The organism is Paenibacillus sp. JNU01 (assembly GCF_059130585.1).
Window position 1 is genome coordinate 1,860,620 of record NZ_CP169723.1, and the last position, 20,798, is coordinate 1,881,417.

The following is a 20,798-nucleotide window of genomic DNA, read 5'->3' on the forward strand; positions in this document are numbered from 1 at the left end:
TCATGTCGTTCATATTGCAGGACCTCACAGGGTTCTGTAATCAATATGTCCGTTTGTCTTCATGAATTATGACAGAAAGACAACCCCCTGTCAACACCTCACCATCGCAGGTGAAAACCCTCTGCTACGTTCTTCTTAGAATCAGCAGTTAGCCTGAAAAACATCCATGCACAATACATCTCATTGGTTATTCATAATTATACAACATTTCTGCATATTTATCCATAGGAAAATGAGAAATTCGAGATAACCAAAATAAACCTCTGACTATGCTTAAGTAGAGACAAAACAGTTCTTTACAGAACAAACGGTAAGTTTCAATTTACGCATTAAATGAAGGCTCTGAATTAGTACCCACTGAAATGGGTACAGTTTATAAACATAAACCCATTCATAGATGCTGCTGTAATGCCGATATACATAAGATTCGCAGCTATGCGACATGGAATTAAGATACGCCCTACATTTATGTACATTTAGGAGGAAGTCATGCGTCACATTTGGCACGTTTACAAAACAGACTGGTTGCATATTCTGAAGGTTCCCACAGGTATATTTCTAATTGTGGCTATCATCTTACTGCCCGGGGTGTATGACTGGGTCAACGTGAAGTCCGTATGGGACCCGTACAGTAACACCCAGGGGATCAAAATTGCAGTGACAACTGAAGACGAGGGTGCAACTGTTGCAGGAACCAATGTCAATATCGGAGACGAACTGATATCCAGCCTCAAACACAACGAAAAGCTGGGCTGGACTTTTGTAGATCGGGCTGAGGCCAGTCGAGGTGTACAAACTGGAGAGTACTATGCAAGCCTGCTCATTCCCGGAGACTTTTCGTCCAAAATTACAGGTATTGTTGACGGAAAGCTGGAGCGTCCAGAGGTAATCTATACCGTTAATGAGAAGGTGAATGCCATTGCTCCCAAAATCACAGGCTCTGGTGTATCTGCCATAACAACACAAATCAATGAAAATTTCACTGAAGCCGTCAGTGAGGCCGTTCTTACCAAGTTGAAGGAAGCCGGGGTTGAAATTAACGCCCAGCTTCCAACTTTGCGCAAGATGGAGAATGGCATTTTCACCCTGGAGAAAAATCTTCCGGCCATCCAAGCCGCGGGTCAAAAGGTACTGGAAGTGGAAAAAGCCATGCCTGAGATTGTAAAAGATGCTCAAAAGATCGTCGAAATCGAAAAAAAACTACCTGAAATCAATGAAGCGGCAAAGTATGTGCTCAAGGTGCAGGAGTATTGGCCACAAATTAATGATGCGGCTTCGGAAGTGCTGGCTATTCAAGGGCGGATACCTGATATACAAAAAGCGGTAGAACGCATTCGAGAAGTGGATGAAAACTTTGGTCAGGTATCAGCTGTCATCCAAACAGCCCTGGATAAAACCGACAAGGCTCTCTCTATCGTAACGGCCGCAGAACAAGATCTGGACAAAGTATCCCAAATCGCTGGCAACGGGATTGAGCTGGCTGAAAGCTTGAATCAATTTGTAGATTCAAGTGAAGAAGCGTTCCAGGCTATTGGCCCAACGATCCGCCAGAATCTGCTGCTAGTGCAGCAGATTACTAACGCTGCTGGAGACCTATTTGCACAATTGCAAAATTCGGATCTTAATAACCTGCCCACAGCAAAAGATCTGGACCGGATTGCTGCACGTTTGGGGATTGCGGTAAAACTTGTCGACAGTATGGCAGAACTGCTGGGCAAAATAGACAACTTGCTTCCAAGCCATCCACTTACCGAACAAATTCAGCATTTGAACTCCGTTTCAGATAAACTGCAGTTGCAAATCCGGCTGGCTGGCATCATCAGTGATGCCATGCGCCGCAATACAACGCTACCCGCAGACGTCGTCGCTCAGTTAAATTTGCTCTCCAAAGACATTAGCAGCGGCATTGGCAATCTCTTGACTACGTATGAAAGTGACATATCACCGGCTCTATCGGCTGGCGTGGATAAATTGCGGTCCATCCTCTCCACTTCTTCAAGTGCAATGAAAGGAGCAAGAGATCGAATTCCGGATATTGCGGACATTCTTGCATCTGCCAAAGAAGGGATTACGTTTGGACAGACCGAGTTGACGAAAATCCAGAGCGACCTGCCTCAAATCCAATCCAAGATCCATGAGATATCAGAGACACTCGCAAGCAAAAGTGAAGGTTTTATTCAAGCTTTGAACACCGTCTCTTCCTTAATCAGGACCGATCTGCCCAAATTGGGAACCAAACTGAACGAAGCGGCTGATTTTGTTCGTCATGATCTGCCTAATGCCGAGAAACAGATAGGCAAGGCATCCGATTTTGTTCAGAACCAGCTTCCGGAGGTCGAAAAAGGAGTCCATCGTGTTGCCACACTGGTACGTGATGATCTGCCAGCACTGGAAAGTGCCATCAGTAAAGCGGCAGACAAACTTAGGGAAGTCGAAGGTAATAACCAGTTTGCCGAGCTCGCCAAACTTCTGCGCGGCGATATCGAAGAAGAGAGTGCTTTCCTTGCAAGCCCAGTGCAAATCAAGGAACAGCAGCTTTACCCGATTCCGAATTATGGATCGGCCATGTCACCATTTTATGGCGTGCTGTCCTTGTGGGTCGGCTCGACACTGCTGATTTCTCTGCTTCGTGCCGAAGCTGAGAATCCAGAGGGCAAGTTCCGGGGATATGAGTTATATCTTGGACGCCTCGCTACTTTTCTGACCATTGGGTTGCTTCAGGCGATATGCGTCACCCTGGGAGATATCTTAATCCTGGGTACCTATGTCGCCGATAAACTGTGGTTTGTCCTGTTTGCCATGTTGGTGAGTGCCGTATTTGTCACCATCACGTACACCCTGCTGTCCGTTTTTGGAAATATCGGAAAAGGGATCGCCATCATCTTTATGGTGTTCCAGTTCTCCAGCTCTGGCGGTACGTTCCCAATCAGCATGACATCCCCCTTTTTCCAGGCATTGAATCCGTTCATGCCCTTCACGTATGCGATCAGTCTGCTGCGTGAGTCGGTCGGCGGTATATTGTGGTCTACTGCCATCAAGGATATTCTGTGGTTGTGTATGTTCATCGCGCTGAGTCTCATTGTTGCTCTCGCTTTGAAACGCCCACTCAGCAGTCTCACCAAACGTTCAGCCGAGAATGCCAAGAAGACCAAAATTATTGCTTAACTCATTAGCTGGACACTAAATAAGATAAGGCCATTGGACTTTCCATCCCATGGCCTTATCTTATTTCCTTATATGAATCGCTGCATCTTGATTATTTCACTGACCGGTCCTGTTCCAATTGATCATAGGATTGCTTGATTGTTGTTAATGTTTCTGCGTGGCGATAGATGTTGTTACTTGCCGTAACGATAACACATAACATGATTAAGCCTATAATCGCTTTTTTCCCCAATCCCGGACGCAGGCTGATGACGAATCCTCCACCCAACAGGAAGAACGCAAACAGATAGTGTCCCGCATACAGGTACATGTCATATTGAAATACAGCCAATCCGAAACCCACGACTACATGAAGCAAAAAAGCAAACAGAATATATGGAACAAGGGTCCATACTTCACGTTCACGAATGCCTTTAATGATGCCCATGAGTGCCAATAGTAAAATAAAGATCCCTGTAATCTGCACAACAATTGGGTTGGAACGAGATAGATCCGTAACAAAGGCAGCCATGCCCGGGTCAAGTAAATGCATCTTCGGTGTCATCATCGGATTGATGGTTAACATGTTCAATGCTTTCCAGTGAATGGCGAACTGGAATGGTGTTGCATAGCTAGTTCCACCATTTTGAATGCCCAATAGCCAGTTACTAACCCAGCTGCGACCTCCAAATGCAACATATTGAATACCTGTCATAACGACAATAATCAGAACCGCTAGTGCCATGATACCAATGTATTTTTTCAAATTGGCCTTACGCCATGCATGCATATTGAAGAAAGTGGCACCAGCAAACGGTACGATATTGGTTGAGGTTAATCCGAAGTTAATCGATGCAAGCAATGCATTGGGTACATATCGTACGTCCTGACGCTCACGCGTATACTGCATGTAAACCACGGAGAACAGAATAACGAACTGTACATAAGGATACGAGTCCGGGATCAACGCAGTATACATGAGGTAGGAACTGAAACCAAACAGTAAGGCGAACAGCAAAGGTATAATCGTCGGTCTATCTTCTTTTTGACTCAGGAAGAGATACGCCAGCACTACCGAACCTGCATTCACCAGCGATTGCAAAATTAGAAAGAACCAGTTGCCTCCCAGCAGCTTCGCTACAGCCGCAACGGTGACTGCCAAAAAGGAAATCAGCGGATGAATAACAGAAGAACTGTTGTCCCCATAATACATTGAAGGATCAAAGTTGAATATATTGAGTGGAAACAGCGTCGTATTAAAAGGGCTATACTTCCCAAGCAATTCCTCATTATTTTCAATGTACAGAACGTACGAGCCGTTCATTAAACCATAAAATAGAGCAAATCCTGCAAACAGGTAAAAGGCTGTCCAGTTGGCTCTGCGATTATAAAATAAGTAGTCCAAAAATTTCATGCTATCATTCACATCCAATAAATTTTATAAAGAAACTATATAATTTGAACTAATCATGTATACAAAAACGGAGAGTACAGAAAAGACCTGAAAAAGCGGAGCGTTCGCCTTTATCACCGAATTTCCCCTTAAGAAAAGGAATCAAAAAATCTGGGGATAACAGCGATTGGAAGGTCATTCTGTCATCGCAGTGTTCGTGTATATAATGGATGGTTCAAATTAGAGCACCAATAAACATAGGCCCCCCATAATACACGCCACGCCAATCCAGCGTAAAGGCCCTACTGCCTCTTTAAATACCAGCATCGCAATGATCAGAGTCCAAACATAGGTTAATGCGTTGGCAGGCAGTACTACGGTTAATGGGAGAAACTTCAACAATACAATATTCAGCAACGCACCGGTTCCGTAGAATCCGAGTCCCATGAGTACATGCAGACGATTGCGACTAGATGCATAAGCCTTCAGTCCAGCCCCGCCCAGTGCACCACACAATGTCATGACAACTAAAACGGCAACCATCCAGCTATCGATCAACACTGGTTAATGTCACCCCGATTCCAAGCAACACAACTGCTGCCAGCTTCTGCACCGTAATTTCTTCCCCAAGCAAAAAATATCCATAGATTAAGGCAAATACGTAGCTGGCACACATCAGAGGATAAGCAACAGAGAGTTTTTCCAGAGCAAAAGCTTTAATCATCAAAATCGCTCCAAGTCCATAACACAGAAAACCAACACCAAGGTAAATCCACTCGGTTAGTCCCCATTTCCAGAACAATTGACCCGTTGCTGTCAGAAATGCGGAGACGAGCATCAACCATTTACCGGTATGACGCGATTTTATTTCCCCCACGTTAATGCCTCCATGTCCGGAACACGCTTGTTAATAAAGTATCGTTGACTCACTAGCTGCATGACTGGAAGGTCCGATAAGGAGTCCGAGTAGGAACATGACTGGTCATAATCAATGACCATATTTTTCTCACTTAGATAAGCCTGAATTCGGCGTACCTTCTCTTCCCCTTTGCAATTGCTGCCATCAATTCTGCATGTGTAACCATTCGTATGACGGACAAGCTCAGTTCCAATGACATGATCCACCCAGGGAAAATTATTAAAGTATTTCATATAGGCATGCGGAGAAGCAGTTACCAGCAAGACATGATACCCTGCTTCTTTGCGATGCTGCATCTCTACACTGGCCTCGGCAAATATGGACGTACGCAAGCGAGTATCAAAGAAATGTTCCAGATCTTTTTCAGACATACGCTCAATTTCTTGAAAGTAGGATCGTTTGACTTGTTCAACAGTCATGAAGCCTGCCTTGAATAAAACAGTATGTAATGCAATGACAGGTAATCTCCATACCTGCCACGGGTAACGGCGAACACCGTAGTGCACAAATTGAAACATGGAATCACTGCGTATAATAGTTTTATCAATATCAAAAATTGCGACTTTCGTGCTTTTCACCCTGATCCCCCTCAGCCTTTATTCAAAGATAGTAAAAATGGTAACAACACTGATGACATACAAAATTACCGTAATTAATATGGGCTTGTCCTCAAACAATACACGATCGGGCGAGCCTCCCTGGTTCTTCATGTGGATCAGATACAGATAACGGAACATGCCGTAAATGACCAGTGGAATGGTCCACATGAGATGGATGGTCCGGTCTGAAGTGAATGTGAATAGAGAGTAGCTGATAATCGTAGCTGTCGTCACAATCGTATTGAATTGATCCAGCAACGTAATGGAGTAGTTGTCTAAAACCTTACGGTGCGATCCCGTATTCCCCTCAAGCAGCGTAAGTTCATTTCTGCGTTTGCCAATGGCCAAAAACAATGACAACAGCATGGTACAGATCAAAAACCACGGTGTGAATGGTACATGGATCAGTACACCACCTGCAATGGCACGAAGTACAAAGCCGGCTGCAATAGTCATCATATCCAGGATAACGAGATGTTTCAGCACAAATGAATATGATACATTCAATAGGAAATAAACAATACATAACACGCCGAATAGAGGGTTCATCATGAAGGCCGTTCCGACGGAAAGGATTAACAGAATAATACCAAACAACAAAGCATGACTCGGATTTACCTGCCCAGAAGCCATCGGACGATACTTTTTCACCGGATGCTGTCGATCCCTGTCCCGATCTACAAAGTCATTTAAAATATAAACACAGCCTGCAACGAAGCTAAATAGAATAAAACCAAGCAAAGTCGCAAGAATGGTTTCAGCCCGAATCTCCTCAAAAGAGAATAGTAACGCAGCAAATAACAGCAGATTTTTAGTCCACTGTTTGGGTCTTAACAATCTGAATAATCCTGACACTGTACTTCCTGTTCCTGTAGCCGGTGAGGATACCGTACTCGTTCGTGATGATAACAATTGTAATAACTCCCTTCAAAAACAACTTCTGTATATAAGAAATAACGTAAAGATCTAATCATATGTTGCTTGTATAATTTTGTAAAGGGAGTAAATGAAAAAAATCTAATATGAACATAAAAAAAGAGACCGTTACCGGTCTCTTCGTTCTCACACATGATTAATCTATAGGGTACTACAATTAAAATTCGAATTGCACGTCGCTCAGACGACGTTTGATCTCAGCAATGACGCGTTTCTCTTCTTCTTCTCCTTTAGCTTCAAAGGTTACGGAGAAACGAACAAAGTTACCAGCATCATCCCAAGGTACGGATGAGATCAATTTCTCACGGATCAGGAATTGGGAGAAATCTTCACCGGATTCAAAGCGACGTCCGCCAACCACACCTTTTGGTGCTTCCACATACAGGAAGAATGAACCTTTAGGTTTTTCAGCCTGGAAGCCCAGTTCGTTCAATGCGGCAACGAGCATGTCGTGACGACGGGAATATTTCTCTGCAATTTTCTCCGTAATTTCTGGGTGATTCAATCCATAAGCAGCAGCCTTTTGAATCGCGATGAACTGACCGGAGTCATTGTTGTCCTTCACGTCGCTGAATGCTTTGACTACAAGCGGGTTACCTGCTACGAATCCGATTCTCCAACCCGTCATGTTGTAGGACTTGGATAGAGAGTGCAGCTCTACGCCGACATCCTTCGCTCCAGGTACGGACAGGAAGCTGAACGGTTTTTTGCCATCATACGTCAATGCTGCGTATGGAGCATCATGTACAACCACTACGTTGTATTTCTTAGCCCACTCAACGACTTCAGTGAAGAACTCCACCGTTGCGCTTGCGCCTGTTGGGTTGTTCGGGTAGTTCAGGTAGAGCAACTTCGCACGTTTTGCGATGTCCTCCGGAATAGCCGTCAGATCAGGCAGGAAGTTGTTCTCTTTCGTCAATTGAATGTTGAACACTTCTCCACCCAGATATTTAGTGTGTGTACCCATAACCGGGTAACCTGGAACGGTCATGATTGTCACATCACCCGGATTGATGAAGCATGAAGGCATCATCGCCAAAGCCGGTTTGGAACCAATGGAGTGCACGATTTCAGTATCAGCATCGATACCTTCTACGTTAAATACGTTTTTCAGGTAAGAAGCAGCAGCAGCCTTGAATTCAGGAATACCATTGTCGGCATAACCACGGTTCTCAGGTCTGGAAGCTTCTTCAGCAAGTGCAGCTACAATGCCTGCATCCGCCATTTCATCCGGTTCACCTACACCAAGGTCAATCAGTTCCACATCGGGAAAATCTTTTTTGGCCGAAGCTTTGGCACGTTTGATTTTCTCGAATTTATAAATGTTCGTGTCTTTACCATAGTTGGAGCCACCGATACGGTCGGCAAAATTAGTCTGAATGTAAGTTTCTTGGTATTTATCGATACTCATAACGTTGTTCATCTCCTCATTTGACGCAAATTTCTACACTTTAATATGAAGCATTTGCGTGATCAAAGCCATGGACAAAGTATCCGAACATTTGTACTTTCTTGGAACGGTTAACGACTGCGTAGTGAGGCAAGAACATCTTCCATATCCTGAGGAAGTGGAGCTGAGAATTCAAGGTATTCTCCCGTTGTTGGATGCACAAATCCAAGAATGGCTGCATGAAGTGCCTGTCCTTGCATTTTGATGCCTTTATTCCGTCCGTACGTTGGATCTCCTACAAGCGGGTGACCAATAAATTTCATGTGAACCCGAATCTGGTGAGTACGTCCTGTCTCCAGTTTCAGTTCAAGTAAGGTGTAATCTTTAATGCGCTCTGTAACAGTAAAATGCGTAACGGCATGTTTACTGTTACGATCCGTGACCGTATACATTTTGCGGTCATTGGTATCTCGTCCAATTGGTGCATCAATGGTCCCTTGATCATGGTTAAGATGCCCATGAACGAGCGCAATATAACGTCTATTCACCGTATGGTCTTTCAACTGAGCAGCCAGTGATGCATGAGCACGATCGTTCTTGGCAGCCATGATCAGACCGGATGTATCCTTATCGATACGATGCACAATACCAGGGCGCAACTCCCCATTAATACCCGAGAGGTCTTTGCAGTGATACATGAGTGCATTAACGAGGGTACCGGACGTATGTCCTGGTGCTGGATGCACCACAAGACCACGCTGTTTATTAATCACGATCAAGTCGCTATCTTCATATACCACTTCCAGTGGAATATCTTCGGCAACGATCTCAACAGCAGTTGGTTCTGGAATCTGTAACTCGACCAGATCCCCTTCGGATAACTTGGCATTGGCTTTGACTACAGCACCATTGACCGTAACCATTCCGTCTCCGATCCACAATTGAACTTGGGAGCGAGATACGTTATCTACCGCTTCCGTAATATATTTGTCAATTCGTTCTTTTTTATGTTCAGCGGCAACGGTCCATTCCATACGTTCATTGCCACTCATTAGTTCTTCGTCGTTAATCTGTTCCTTATTCGGATTACTCATGATGTTCATTCCCTTCAATCTTCGCGGCTGCTTTTTCGCGCCGTCCTTCAAGTAACGTCTCCACAATGATCAACGCTACACCGATGCAGATTGCCGAGTCTGCGATGTTAAAAATGGGAAACGTATAACTTCCAAAATTAAGTTGTACAAAATCCACAACTTCTCCGGTCAATGCCCGGTCAAGGAAGTTGCCAATTGCTCCACCAAGCACCAAACTAAGCGCCACAGGCAGCAATTTGTGCGGGGTATCTTTTACTTTTTGCAAATACCAAATCAAGGCAACGACCACAATCAACGTAACCACAATAAAGAACCAACGCTGGTCCTGCAGAATGCCAAAAGCTGCTCCTGAGTTACGATGTGATGTGATGACAAAGAAATTGCCGATTACCGGAATTTCTTCTCTGAGTTCCATCCGGGTTGCAATCAGATACTTGGTTCCCTGATCCAATAAAAATACGATAAAAGCGAGGATATAATACACCACGTTTGTTTGTCACTCCGTTCTTGTCTTTTCCAAACGATACCAGGCTTACGCCAGACTTGTTTATTGTAGCACAGCTGTTTGGAAATCGTCCACGACGCGCTACATCGCAATGCTCATGGCAAAAACGATAACATTTCCCTTCTGTAATCTTGCCCATAATGGCACATCCTACAATAGAGTCAACATCCGGATTCCAGCATGAAATCAGAAAGGGGAAAATCATGTCACATTTTACTGCCGAACAACTGCATTTTTTACGTTCCCAACTGATGTCCGATAAGCGCGATATTGAACATAGACTGTCGGAAAACGAGCATTATGGCCTTGGAGACTCCCTTAAACTACAGACAGGTGAACTATCACCGATTGATAACCATCCTGGCGACTTAGCCACGGAAGTGTATGAGCGCGAAAAGGATATTTCCCTGTTGGAACATGATGAATTCCAATTGGAGCGAATCGATTCTGCACTGCACTCCATCGAAGAAGGACATTATGGTACATGTGCAGTCTGCCAGCAACCCATTCCTTATGAACGCATGGAAGCTGTTCCTTATACGAAATACTGCAAAAAACATCAACCGGAAACCGTTGTCTCCGAAAACCGCCCTGTAGAGGAAGAGTTCCTCGCCCCGGCATTCGGTCGAACCAGTCTGGACGAGCGTGATGACCAAAACGGCTTCAATGGTGAGGACGCCTGGCAGATTGTTGAAAGCTGGGGCACATCGAACTCACCAGCCATGGCTGAAGGGCGCGATATCGACAGCTATGATGTTATGGCCATTGAAGCCACCGATGAAGTGGAGGGCTGCGTTGAAGCGTACGAAAGCTTCGTTGCAACAGACATCTATGGTCATGACGTATCCATCGTGCGCAATCGGCAATATCGCCAGTATCTGGAGAACCGTGAGGGCGAGGGTCTGTTAGAACCGGATATGGAGACGGATGACATTTACTAACTGTAACTTAATATCATTCACCTTAATTGCTTAATAGGTGTTCATATCAAGCTGACGCTGGACAATACGCACAATATCAGCGATGTAGTCTCCAACAATGGGAAGATTGAGCGCCCCGAGTAGCTGTAAAACGTAAATAATTGTTGCTGCGAAAAAGGTAAAACCAATGGCGATCCCCACACCTCGTGCGGCTCCAGACAACAAGTTAAGTCCGATTAATTTCCATGGTCTGTTCAGCAATTCTGTGTATTGCGCAATCCGTGAACGTTCCAGTTCATTCGCCAGACGGTTAGTCAGGGTATGCAGCTCTTCAATTTTGTCATGTGAATTCAGATGATCTGATGTTGATGGTGTAGCCGCCGTTGCTGTTTGCTTGTCATGTTCGCTCATGTTTTGGTCAGTTCCTTTGATCAATATAGATTGACTGCACTATAGAATCATTTCCTTTTTGCCTAAAAAACAAACGAGCCCAGAATCAGGGAAAATGTCCCTGCCTCTGCGGCTCGTTTGTTTATGCTCTATATGCTCTCACTGTTGAATGGAAAATGCTTCGAATTATGATTCGATGTAAATACCGATCGATTTGCCTCCGGCTTCAACACGTTCCATGGACTCATTCGAGCCAAATGTCACTTCGGTTACGAGAACATTCTCACGCAACACATCATCAAACGCCTGAATAGCTTCCTGTAGGGATGTATCCACATCCAGTGTCAAACGTACTCTTTTCTCAATCGGCAAGTCCAGTCGTTTCCGGGTATCCTGCACAGCACGAACCACTTCACGAACCCAGCCTTCTTGTTCCAGTGCTGCTGTGATTTCAGTATTAAGCGCAACCGTCAGACCGTAACCTGATGCTGAAGCAAAACCTGATTTGGCCTGTTTATCAACCAATAATTCTTCGCTCGTCACTTGCAGCTCTTCGCCTTCCGGAGAAACGATGTTCAGCACACCTTCCGAAACCACTTTACGCGTCTCATCGGCCGACATTCCCTTGAAGAAGTTTTGCAGGAATCCTACGTTTTTACCGTATTTCTTACCTGCAACTTTCAGGTTCAGCTTCAATGTAAAGTCAACGAATTCCGCATCGTTATGCTCCGTACGGATTCCTTTTACATTGATCTCTTCCTTGATGATCTCTTCGTAACTTGCCAGGTCAAAGCCTTTATCCAGAGAAACAATCAATTCGGACAGCGGCTGACGTGTCTTGATGCCGGTTTCGTTACGAACGTTACGGGCAAGTTCAACCACACGGCGAGCCGTCTCCATATCCTGTTCCAGTCCTGCATCAATTAGAGATTCATTGGCTACCGGATAATCTTCCATGTGCACACTCTCGCCTGTTGCAAGGTTCAGATAGATATCTTCGGCGAGCATCGGTGTAAACGGAGCAACCAGTTTTGCAGTAGTCACCAATACCTCAGTCAATGTGCGGTAAGCATCCAGTTTATCCTCTGTCAGGCCACTTCCCCAGAACCGGTCACGGGAACGACGGATATACCAGTTACTAAGCTCATCGACAAATGCTTCAATCGCTTTGGAGGAGTTCAGGTAGTCGTTAACCAACAACGCTTTTTCTACAACCAGAATCAGACTGTTCAGCCTCGACAGAATCCAGCGATCCAGCTTGTGTGCGGACAGTTGGAACGGATGCTCCTGTGGATCAAATCCATCGATGGTAGCATATAGCGTCAGGAATGCATGGGTGTTAACCAGTGTATCCACCATTTTGGATTTTGCTTCGCCTACGATCCCTTTGGAGAAACGTTTACTGTTCCACGGTGCACTGTCAGACAACAAAGCCCAGCGGAATGCATCGGTACCGTATTCTTCAATTACTTCCCAAGGATCGATCACGTTACCTTTGGATTTGGACATCTTCTGTCCGTTCTCATCAAGAACGTGTCCTGTAGCCATAACTGCTTTGTAAGGCGCTTTGCCTGTCAAAAGGGTGGAAACCGCCAGCAAGCTGTAGAACCAGCCACGTGTCTGGTCAATCCCTTCACAGATCATATCAGCAGGATACTGCTGTTCGAAGACTTCTTTATTTTCAAATGGATAGTGCTGCTGGGCAAACGGCATGGAGCCGCTGTCGAACCAGACATCGATCACTTCCGGTGTACGTTTCATCTCATATTTGCCACAAGAGCTCATGACTTTAACGTCATCCACATATGGTTTATGCAATTCAAGATTCTCAGGCACATCCCCTACCGCACGGGCACGTAATTCTGCAATGCTGTGTGGAGCAAATTGTTCACCAGTCTCCTCGCACACCCAGATGTTCAGCGGAGTTCCCCAATAACGATCACGGCTGATGTTCCAATCCACCAGATCCTCAAGGAATTTCCCGAAGCGACCTTCACGAACATGACCTGGGTACCAATCCACTTCACTGTTGTTGGCAATCAATTGGTCCTTGATGGCTGTTGTTTGGATAAACCAACTGTCCATTGCATAGTACAAAAGCGGTGTATCACAACGCCAGCAGAATGGATAGCTGTGCTCATATTTTTCTTTGCTGAACAAACGTCCATTCTCAGACAGATATCGCACGATATCAATATCACAATCCTTCACGAAACGTCCGGCAAAGTCAGTAACCTCAGCGACAAATTTACCTTCCAGGTCCACCATGTTCACAAAGCTGATACCATTTTCACGGCACACACGGTAGTCATCTTCACCATGGGCAGGAGCCATGTGTACGATACCCGTACCACTTGCATCCGTTACAAAGCCTGCGCCCAGAATGATGTTGGCTTTCTCAGCCTGAACGTAGTTGAACGGAGGATCATACGTTTTGCCAACCAGATCGGCACCTTTCAGTGCACCAATGATCTCATACTCACCCTTGGTATCTTTCATTACTTTCTCTACCAAATTCGTTGCCATGATGTACACTTCATCACCTTGACGAACACGGGAGTAGTCCATATCCGGATTCACGGCAAGTGCGACGTGTGAAGGCAGCGTCCAAGGTGTCGTTGTCCAAGCAAGCACGAATTCTCCGCTGTCATTCAGCTTGAATTTTGCTGTAGCGCTCAGATCTTTGACGTCTTTGTACCCTTGTGCAACCTCATGGGAACTCAGTGTCGTCTGGCAAGATGGGCAATACGGGCTCACACGATGGCCCCGATACAGCAGGCCTTTCTCATGGATTGTCGCGAGGATGTTCCATACACTCTCAATGTAGTTGTTATCAAGGGTGATATATGGGTTATCCATATCTGTCCAATATCCGATACCCTCTGTCAGATCACGCCATTGTTGCTCGTACTCGAATACACTTGCTTTACATTCGTTAATGAATTTCTCCACACCGTAATCTTCGATTTCCCACTTGTGGGAGATGCCAAGCTTCTTCTGTACACCCAGTTCTACGGGCAGGCCGTGTGTATCCCAACCCGCTTTACGAACAACACGGTAACCCTTCATCGTGTTATAACGACCAACGAAATCCTTGATTACACGTCCCAGTACGTGACCGATATGCGGTTTTCCGTTCGCTGTAGGCGGCCCTTCATAAAATACAAAGTTTGGCTTGCCCTCGCGGTTTTCGATGGATCTTTTGAATGTATTCTCCGTTTTCCATTTATCCAACACGCGTAATTCTCTAGCACGTGCCTTCTCTTTGACGTCAACTCGTTGCATGGTGATCATCTTCCCTTTCTTTGGTTAAGATTGTGGACCGTCCACAAAAAGCGTTTCAATCCCCCTAAATCCCCCTTGCCAAGGGGGACCCCATAGGCGCTCCGCCCTCTGGACACCCGGGATGGCTTGTCGATTGGGGGACAGTTGCGCCGCTTGTGGGCGAGGGTTTATGTGCGTGGTGGCGGCCATTTTGCGGCTTGTTCCCTGCGTGAACGCCGCATGGCCTTACCGCGAGGCGGGTGTTGCCGGGTGCTTCGCTCTCCCGGCGGGCGGCTCTCTACCTGAGGTCCCTGCGGGCCTCATGGACGTTCGCCTTTTTTGGACACAAAAAAGCCCCATCCCTGGAAAGGGACGAGGCTATACTCGCGTTACCACCCTAATTCTGTTCATCACAAACCACATCCAGGCAAGCCTGGGTATGCTCTGTCATCAACAGCGCTTATGCCCCGCTAAACTACCGCAGGGTGCCGTTATAACGTACGGCTTACGGTTCGGCTTACACACGGCAATCACGATCACCGCTTCAGCGTCACTTCTCCGGGGAGATATTCGGCTATAACTCATCCATTGGTTTGCACCAACCACCAACTCTCTGAGGGATGAGATCATAACGTACTGAACCCGTCATGGAATCACTATTCATTATGAATATAGTTATAGCCTCTTTGCAGGCAAAAGTCAACCAGGCGACAGACTAATAAATTTCTTTCATCTCCCGCTCACGGTCACGCACTTCCTGCTCCCGGCTCTCCAGCACTTCCCAACCATCCTGAGTCAACAGTTCAAGCTGCGCTTCAACAAGCGTGCGGAAACGGGCACGATAGATCGATGCCTGCTTTTTCAGTTCCTCTACTTCCAAAGCAATCTTTCGTGATTTACCCAACGCTTCGTTCACGATCCGGTCTGCATTTTTCTCTGCTTCCTTCACGATCAACTGCGCTTCTTTCTTCGCATTATTCTTCACATCATCAGCAGCTTCCTGCGCAATAATGATTGTTTTGCTGAGCGTTTCTTCAATCGTTGCAAAATGATCCAGCTTTTCCTGAACGGACAGCAACTGATTGCTCAGCTCTTTGTTCTCGCGAATGACGCCTTCGTAATCTTTGATGACTTGATCCAGGAATTCATTGACTTCATCCTCGTCATACCCGCGCAAACGTCGGGAAAATTCCTTGTTGTGTATGTCCAGCGGCGTTAATGGCATGCTGTCCACCTCCTGTAAAAGTTCCTTCCCGTCCAGAGAAGGTTTGCAGCATAAATCTTTGACTTAATGTATATCGGATACACCGCGTATTTTCTACACCTTTATGATAAACATTTCGACAAGAAAGCGGATTTTCCTGCAACAGACTCAGGCAAATTTGCCGATTTTCACTCGGCATCGTCCTTTTTTGGTCATCCCATCCTGTTCAATGACCTTGAAGCGGCCAAATCCCTGAATGGATACGACATCACCCGCTTTTAGCGATTTGGACGGATCTTCCTCAACCTTCCAGTTTACACGACAGCGCCCAGCTTTGATTGGCACCAACACTTTACTGCGACTAAGCCGGTATACATCTGCACAGATTCCATCCAAACGAAGCGAAGCGACTGTAATGTCCATCGTCTCCAGTTTGTTCTCTGACCACCGCATCTGTTCCAAAGGAAGTAACTCTGTGAACACATGTAACCGATGCACCTGATTCAGTTGAAGCGATAAAAAAGCGCCGGTTTCCGCCGCCACCACTGTATGGCAACCGTCCTCCAGCACTTGGATATCCCCGATCTTTCCACGTTTCATCCCAAGTCCGAGCAGGGAACCCATATAGTCCCCGTGCTCCAGCTCTGAGATTTTCTGATCATCAGACGTGATGCTGAGCACCTGCATACCCATATCCTCATCATCCAGATACATGTAATCAGGTGCAACCAGCGCACGCTTTCGCTCAGCAGCCTCGTAACCACCATCCAGACGAATCTGTACGTCATTACGACGATTGACAAGAGTTTGTAAGATAAACACCTGTCTTGGGTCAAGAAAGTCAGTTAGCTTCATCTCATGATACTTGCCTGCACCCTCAACCCAATCTGAAGCCTTATCTACGAAATCTCGCTCATCATGGCTAAAATGTTCGTAAATTTCACCGCTCATCTATGTCACCCTACCCTAATAGTCCGTGTTCAAAAAGACCGGTTTTCAGTACCGAGAAGATGGGATAAATCGACGGAATGGAGCAGCGGAGCGTAGAGAAAACTACGTGAGCAACCACAATGTTTCCGAAGGAAACATTGTTCGTAAGCCTCCCACTTATTTCGGCTGAATTCCATATTCGATGCTGACGATGCCACTAGGCATCCTTCGTAATCAAAAGCGGACTTTTTGAACAACCTCTAATATACAAAATACCGAAGTATGGAGATCAATCCATTAAGCGCAAGTTGCAGAACGATCAGCGCCACAATCGGGGAAATATCCAGTACACCGAACAAAGGTGGGATAAATCGACGGAATGGTCTTAGATATGGTTCCACAAACTTACCTAGCCATTCACCAATGAAGCTTTCCCGCGCATTGGGAAGCCAAGACATCAATATGTAGACGATGACCATGTAAAAGTAAATCTGGTATAACGTGTACAGCACGCTTTCAATCTGATACAAAAGTGGCTCACCTCATTCTGTTATAATCTTGCTCGCTGTCAGCCAGTATTTCCGTAATTGATCCCTGAATTTCAACCGTATCTGGCGTGCAGAGAAAAATGTTTCCGCCGATTTTGGAAATACCGCCACCCAATGCGTATACCGTGCCACTCAAAAAATCTATAACGCGCAGCGCTTGGTCCTGACGTATCCGCTGCAGGTTTACCACAACGGTACGATGCGAACGCAGATGGTCGGCAATCTCCTGAGCCTCGTCATAAGAACGTGGTTCATACAGGACAACTTTAACATTTTTCTGGGAATGAATGCTCACCACATTATTCCCCCTTTGGTTTCTACGTTTATCGAGACTGGAGGTTTCAGCTTCCTGCTGTTCAGCCTCATTTTCCTCCTGCGAAGCCATCCGTTCACGTTCCACAATCTCTTCCTCTTCCTGAAGTCCGAGGAAATTCATAAATTTATTCATTACGCCCATCGTGAACCCTCCTCTTTTCCTACGAGAATCGATCCCAGCCGTACCCAGGTTGCCCCTTCTTCAATGGCCACTTCAAAATCATTGGACATCCCCATCGACAGCTCAGTTAATGGCTCTGCTGTAAGGGCCTGTCCATTCAATTGATCTCTCAGCTCACGCAATCCACGAAATACAGGACGCGTCAGCTCCGGGTCTTCCTCATGAGGTGCCATCGTCATCAGGCCAACGACCTTGAGATTGTTGAACGAACGAATATCACGCAAAAAAGAACTTGCCTGTTCAGGCTGTAAGCCATACTTGCTCTCTTCACCCGAAATATTCACCTGCAAAAACGTTTCCACTTGCATGCCAAGTGAAGCTGCTTTTTTATCCAACTCCTTCGCCAATGACAAACGATCGAGTGAATGTATGTAACGAAACTTTCCGATCACGTCTTTCACCTTGTTCGTCTGCAAATGACCGATAAAATGCCAGGTACCCTGTTGACCAAAAGCTTCCCATTTGGCCTGTGCATCCTGCCATCGATTTTCTCCAATATGCTCAAGACCATGATTCAGCACCGATCCCGTTGTTTCCAGTGAGACATATTTCGTGACTGCAATCACATTCACATCATCACGATGACGGTTACTGCGCCGACATGCATCCTCGATCTTTTGATTTACCTGTTGTATACGCTCCTCCAATGACACAGAGGGTCACCTCTCTTCCAGCCCAATCCAGCTCGCCATCCGCCCTGTAACACCATTTTCCTTCCGATAGGAGAAAAATAATTCGGGATGACAACTTGTACACCATGTTGTACATTCGATATGATCCGGCAATATTCCTGCTTTCATCATAATGTGTCGATTACATTCTTTCAAGTTTAACATCGTTTTACCGTTATTTACGGATCGATATGCTTTTTTAGAAGCAGAATCCTTGTATTCATCATTAACCGGGGAATCATCAAACCAAACCCGTACATGCTGCATAACCGCCTCATCCACTTCATAACAGCAATCCCCAATGGACGGACCGATTGCAGCTCGAATGTCCTGTCTGCGACTTCCGTACTCCCGTTCCATCGTCTCCACCATGGATACAGCGATACCTGCGACTGTTCCTTTCCAACCGGCATGAGCAAGACCAACGGCCTGTTGCACAGGGTCATAGAAATAAAGCGGGACACAGTCTGCATAGAAAGAAGTCAACAGCACACCCGGCACATTTGTAACCAATCCATCCGTATCCTGCAACGCCGACTGACGATCAAGTAATCCTCTGCTACGATCTTCAGCTTTAATTACAGCCACATGTTTGCCATGTACCTGTTCTCCACAGGTCCAAGCCTCCGCTTCATAGCCAAGCTTCCCGGTTACAAGCCTGCGGTTGTTAAGCACAACTTCAGGATCATCCCCCACATGATAAGCGCAATTAAGCGTAGCATAGGGTACACTTCCGACTCCCCCATGTCTTGTCGTAAATCCGACCGATAAATGTTCAAACTGCTGTCTCCAGGGCTCAACATATAATAATAACGGGTCAGAACCGAAATCTGAATTAGGGTTCTCTGTCCGTTCAAGTAATTCCTTATTCAATACAAAGGGTTCCATTCTCTCACCTCACCACTTCCAGTGTACCAAATGAGCCACATTCTGTCTCCTTTATATCGTTCGACGCTGATTACGGTCTGATCGCTCAATGCGTTCTACACGCTCCGTGCGGTTATGCTGCTGTTCGTCATACAGACGCGCTTCCCGATCACGCTCGTCATACGTGGTTTCCTTCATCTCATCCATCTTCACAAGAATCACATCCGAACCAATCTTTACAATATTTCTCCAGGGAATCACCAGATCCGTTCCCCCGCCAAAAAGTCCCATAAACCGGCTGTACCCCGGCACAACAATCGCTTCAATTCGTCCCTGCTTCAGATCCAGCTCCAAGTCACTGATCTGACCTAGGCGCTTACCATCCGTAATGTTAATGACATCCTTAGTCTGAAAATCCGAGATTTTCATGCCTCGTGCCGCAACTTCGCTCGTATTTACTTTCATTCATTCCCGCCCCCTGTTGTTCCTCTTCTTTCCGTTCCACACGCTTCTATACAATATATGTTTCAGGGGCGAAAAATGTCCTGTTTTTCATCGAATGTGGGACGGCATAACACAAAAAGACGACCAACGGTATACATAGCCCCGATTGATCGTCCTCCTGCCCTTACATTGTGTTACGACTTCACATGTTTTTGCATCTGTTGTATCGCTGATTTCTCCAGACGTGATACCTGTGCCTGGGAAATGCCAATTTCATCAGCTACTTCCATCTGGGTCTTCCCTTCGAAAAACCGCATGGACAAAATCATTTTTTCCCGTTGGCCGAGACGATGCATCGCTTCGCGGAGCGCAATTTCCTCGATCCACGACACATCCTTGTTTCGGTCATCACTGATCTGATCCATAACATAGATCGGATCTCCACCATCATGATAAATCGGTTCAAAGAGCGAAACCGGGTCCTGAATGGCGTCCAATGCAAAAACAACATCTTCCTTCGGCACATTCAGTACTTCCGCAATTTCGAATATCGTCGGTTCCCGGGAATTTTTATTCGTCAGGCTGTCACGGACCTGAAGTGCTTTGTAAGCAATATCCCTCAAGGAGCGAGATACCCGAATTGGGTTATTATCACGCAGGTATCGACGGATTTCACCGATAATCATCGGCACCGCGTAGGTTGAAAATTTGACATTCTGGGATAAATCAAAATTATCAATGGCTTTCATCAGGCCGATGCAACCAACCTGGAACAGATCATCGACAAACTCCCCCCGATTGTTAAAACGCTGAATGACACTGAGTACCAGACGCAAGTTGCCATTCACTAATTTCTCTCTTGCTGAGCGATCATGGTGTTGCTGAAGGGAATGAAACAATTCCCTCATTTCAGTGTTGGTGAGGACAGGCAATTTTGCGGTGTCCACGCCACAAATCTCGACTTTGTTTCGGGTCATCGTGATTTACCTCCCAAGGAGAAACATTAATGTACATTATCTCCGGGGCAGGCTTTTTTATTCGTACTTGGCACCCTTGCCAGTAATACCCATTCTGAGCATTGATG

20 protein-coding genes and 1 other annotated feature are annotated in these 20,798 nt (G+C 45.9%); of the genes, 2 read left to right on the forward strand and 18 right to left on the reverse strand.

Annotation, left to right across the window (positions count from 1 at the left end; translation table 11 throughout):
* The first annotated feature begins 489 nt into the window (after positions 1-489).
* Positions 490-3,165 (forward strand): YhgE/Pip family protein, encoded by a 2,676-nt coding sequence (locus NLBNIHML_RS08040; RefSeq protein WP_494354134.1) that lies wholly within the window; start codon positions 490-492, stop codon positions 3,163-3,165.
* 91 nt (positions 3,166-3,256) lie between these two features.
* On the opposite strand, the gene NLBNIHML_RS08045 is transcribed toward NLBNIHML_RS08040, so the two are convergent.
* From NLBNIHML_RS08045 to lspA, 8 genes are all read right to left on the reverse strand, one after another.
* Positions 3,257-4,558: a DUF6080 domain-containing protein gene (locus tag NLBNIHML_RS08045; protein ID WP_494354135.1), complete on the reverse strand. Its 1,302-nt coding sequence runs from the start codon at positions 4,556-4,558 to the stop codon at positions 3,257-3,259.
* Between the two features lie 219 nt (positions 4,559-4,777).
* Complete coding sequence (locus NLBNIHML_RS08050; protein ID WP_339256399.1) at positions 4,778-5,098, reverse strand: EamA family transporter; 321 nt, start codon at positions 5,096-5,098, stop codon at positions 4,778-4,780.
* Complete coding sequence (locus NLBNIHML_RS08055; RefSeq protein ID WP_197997836.1) at positions 5,085-5,375, reverse strand: EamA family transporter; 291 nt, start codon at positions 5,373-5,375, stop codon at positions 5,085-5,087. Before NLBNIHML_RS08055 ends, NLBNIHML_RS08050 begins: the two co-directional genes overlap by 14 nt.
* Positions 5,376-5,401: 26 nt before the next feature.
* Positions 5,402-6,034, reverse strand: a complete 633-nt coding sequence (locus NLBNIHML_RS08060) for an HAD-IB family hydrolase (protein ID WP_105599694.1) — start codon at positions 6,032-6,034, stop codon at positions 5,402-5,404.
* An 18-nt stretch (positions 6,035-6,052) separates the two neighbouring features.
* Entirely contained in the window at positions 6,053-6,910 is an 858-nt protein-coding gene (locus tag NLBNIHML_RS08065; protein WP_494354683.1) for a decaprenyl-phosphate phosphoribosyltransferase, read from the reverse strand.
* Positions 6,911-7,148: 238 nt separating this feature from the next.
* Positions 7,149-8,402 carry an LL-diaminopimelate aminotransferase gene (locus NLBNIHML_RS08070; protein ID WP_036674844.1) on the reverse strand — a complete coding sequence of 418 codons (1,254 nt, stop codon included), beginning with the start codon at positions 8,400-8,402 and terminating at the stop codon, positions 7,149-7,151.
* A gap of 110 nt (positions 8,403-8,512) precedes the next feature.
* Positions 8,513-9,475, reverse strand: coding sequence for an RluA family pseudouridine synthase (locus NLBNIHML_RS08075; RefSeq protein ID WP_494354136.1), 963 nt, complete (start codon positions 9,473-9,475; stop codon positions 8,513-8,515).
* Positions 9,468-9,962 carry a signal peptidase II gene (gene lspA, locus NLBNIHML_RS08080; protein ID WP_091028497.1) on the reverse strand — a complete coding sequence of 165 codons (495 nt, stop codon included), beginning with the start codon at positions 9,960-9,962 and terminating at the stop codon, positions 9,468-9,470. The genes NLBNIHML_RS08075 and lspA overlap by 8 nt, the downstream gene beginning before the upstream one ends.
* A 221-nt stretch (positions 9,963-10,183) precedes the next feature.
* Here lspA and NLBNIHML_RS08085 point away from each other — a divergent pair, with 221 nt between their 5' ends.
* Complete coding sequence (locus NLBNIHML_RS08085; protein WP_494354137.1) at positions 10,184-10,921, forward strand: TraR/DksA C4-type zinc finger protein; 738 nt, start codon at positions 10,184-10,186, stop codon at positions 10,919-10,921.
* 30 nt (positions 10,922-10,951) lie between these two features.
* Here NLBNIHML_RS08085 and NLBNIHML_RS08090 read toward each other — a convergent pair whose 3' ends face one another.
* From NLBNIHML_RS08090 to sigG, 10 genes are all read right to left on the reverse strand, one after another.
* Entirely contained in the window at positions 10,952-11,311 is a 360-nt protein-coding gene (locus NLBNIHML_RS08090) for a DUF5665 domain-containing protein (RefSeq protein ID WP_339235894.1), read from the reverse strand.
* A gap of 165 nt (positions 11,312-11,476) precedes the next feature.
* Positions 11,477-14,575 carry an isoleucine--tRNA ligase gene (gene ileS, locus NLBNIHML_RS08095; RefSeq protein WP_494354138.1) on the reverse strand — a complete coding sequence of 1,033 codons (3,099 nt, stop codon included), beginning with the start codon at positions 14,573-14,575 and terminating at the stop codon, positions 11,477-11,479.
* 344 nt (positions 14,576-14,919) lie between these two features.
* Positions 14,920-15,212 (reverse strand) — a binding site (T-box leader).
* Between the two features lie 57 nt (positions 15,213-15,269).
* The gene (locus NLBNIHML_RS08100) at positions 15,270-15,779 is read right to left on the reverse strand and encodes a DivIVA domain-containing protein (protein WP_339235898.1); all 510 of its coding nucleotides are present in this window, start codon (positions 15,777-15,779) and stop codon (positions 15,270-15,272) included.
* Positions 15,780-15,926: 147 nt separating this feature from the next.
* Positions 15,927-16,709 (reverse strand): YlmH family RNA-binding protein, encoded by a 783-nt coding sequence (locus tag NLBNIHML_RS08105; protein ID WP_339256407.1) that lies wholly within the window; start codon positions 16,707-16,709, stop codon positions 15,927-15,929.
* 239 nt (positions 16,710-16,948) lie between these two features.
* Positions 16,949-17,167, reverse strand: a complete 219-nt coding sequence (locus tag NLBNIHML_RS08110; RefSeq protein WP_063567036.1) for a YggT family protein — start codon at positions 17,165-17,167, stop codon at positions 16,949-16,951.
* Positions 17,168-17,225: 58 nt separating this feature from the next.
* Positions 17,226-17,693 (reverse strand): cell division protein SepF, encoded by a 468-nt coding sequence (locus NLBNIHML_RS08115; RefSeq protein WP_253439303.1) that lies wholly within the window; start codon positions 17,691-17,693, stop codon positions 17,226-17,228.
* The gene (locus NLBNIHML_RS08120; protein ID WP_339235904.1) at positions 17,684-18,385 is read right to left on the reverse strand and encodes a YggS family pyridoxal phosphate-dependent enzyme; all 702 of its coding nucleotides are present in this window, start codon (positions 18,383-18,385) and stop codon (positions 17,684-17,686) included. The genes NLBNIHML_RS08115 and NLBNIHML_RS08120 overlap by 10 nt, the downstream gene beginning before the upstream one ends.
* 6 nt (positions 18,386-18,391) lie before the next feature.
* On the reverse strand, positions 18,392-19,291 hold the full coding sequence (gene pgeF, locus NLBNIHML_RS08125; protein WP_494354139.1) for a peptidoglycan editing factor PgeF: 900 nt from the start codon (positions 19,289-19,291) through the stop codon (positions 18,392-18,394).
* Positions 19,292-19,342: 51 nt separating this feature from the next.
* The gene (locus tag NLBNIHML_RS08130) at positions 19,343-19,735 is read right to left on the reverse strand and encodes a YlmC/YmxH family sporulation protein (RefSeq protein ID WP_494354140.1); all 393 of its coding nucleotides are present in this window, start codon (positions 19,733-19,735) and stop codon (positions 19,343-19,345) included.
* Positions 19,736-19,908: 173 nt separating this feature from the next.
* On the reverse strand, positions 19,909-20,691 hold the full coding sequence (gene sigG / locus NLBNIHML_RS08135) for an RNA polymerase sporulation sigma factor SigG (RefSeq protein WP_017687309.1): 783 nt from the start codon (positions 20,689-20,691) through the stop codon (positions 19,909-19,911).
* Positions 20,692-20,798 lie beyond the last annotated feature (107 nt).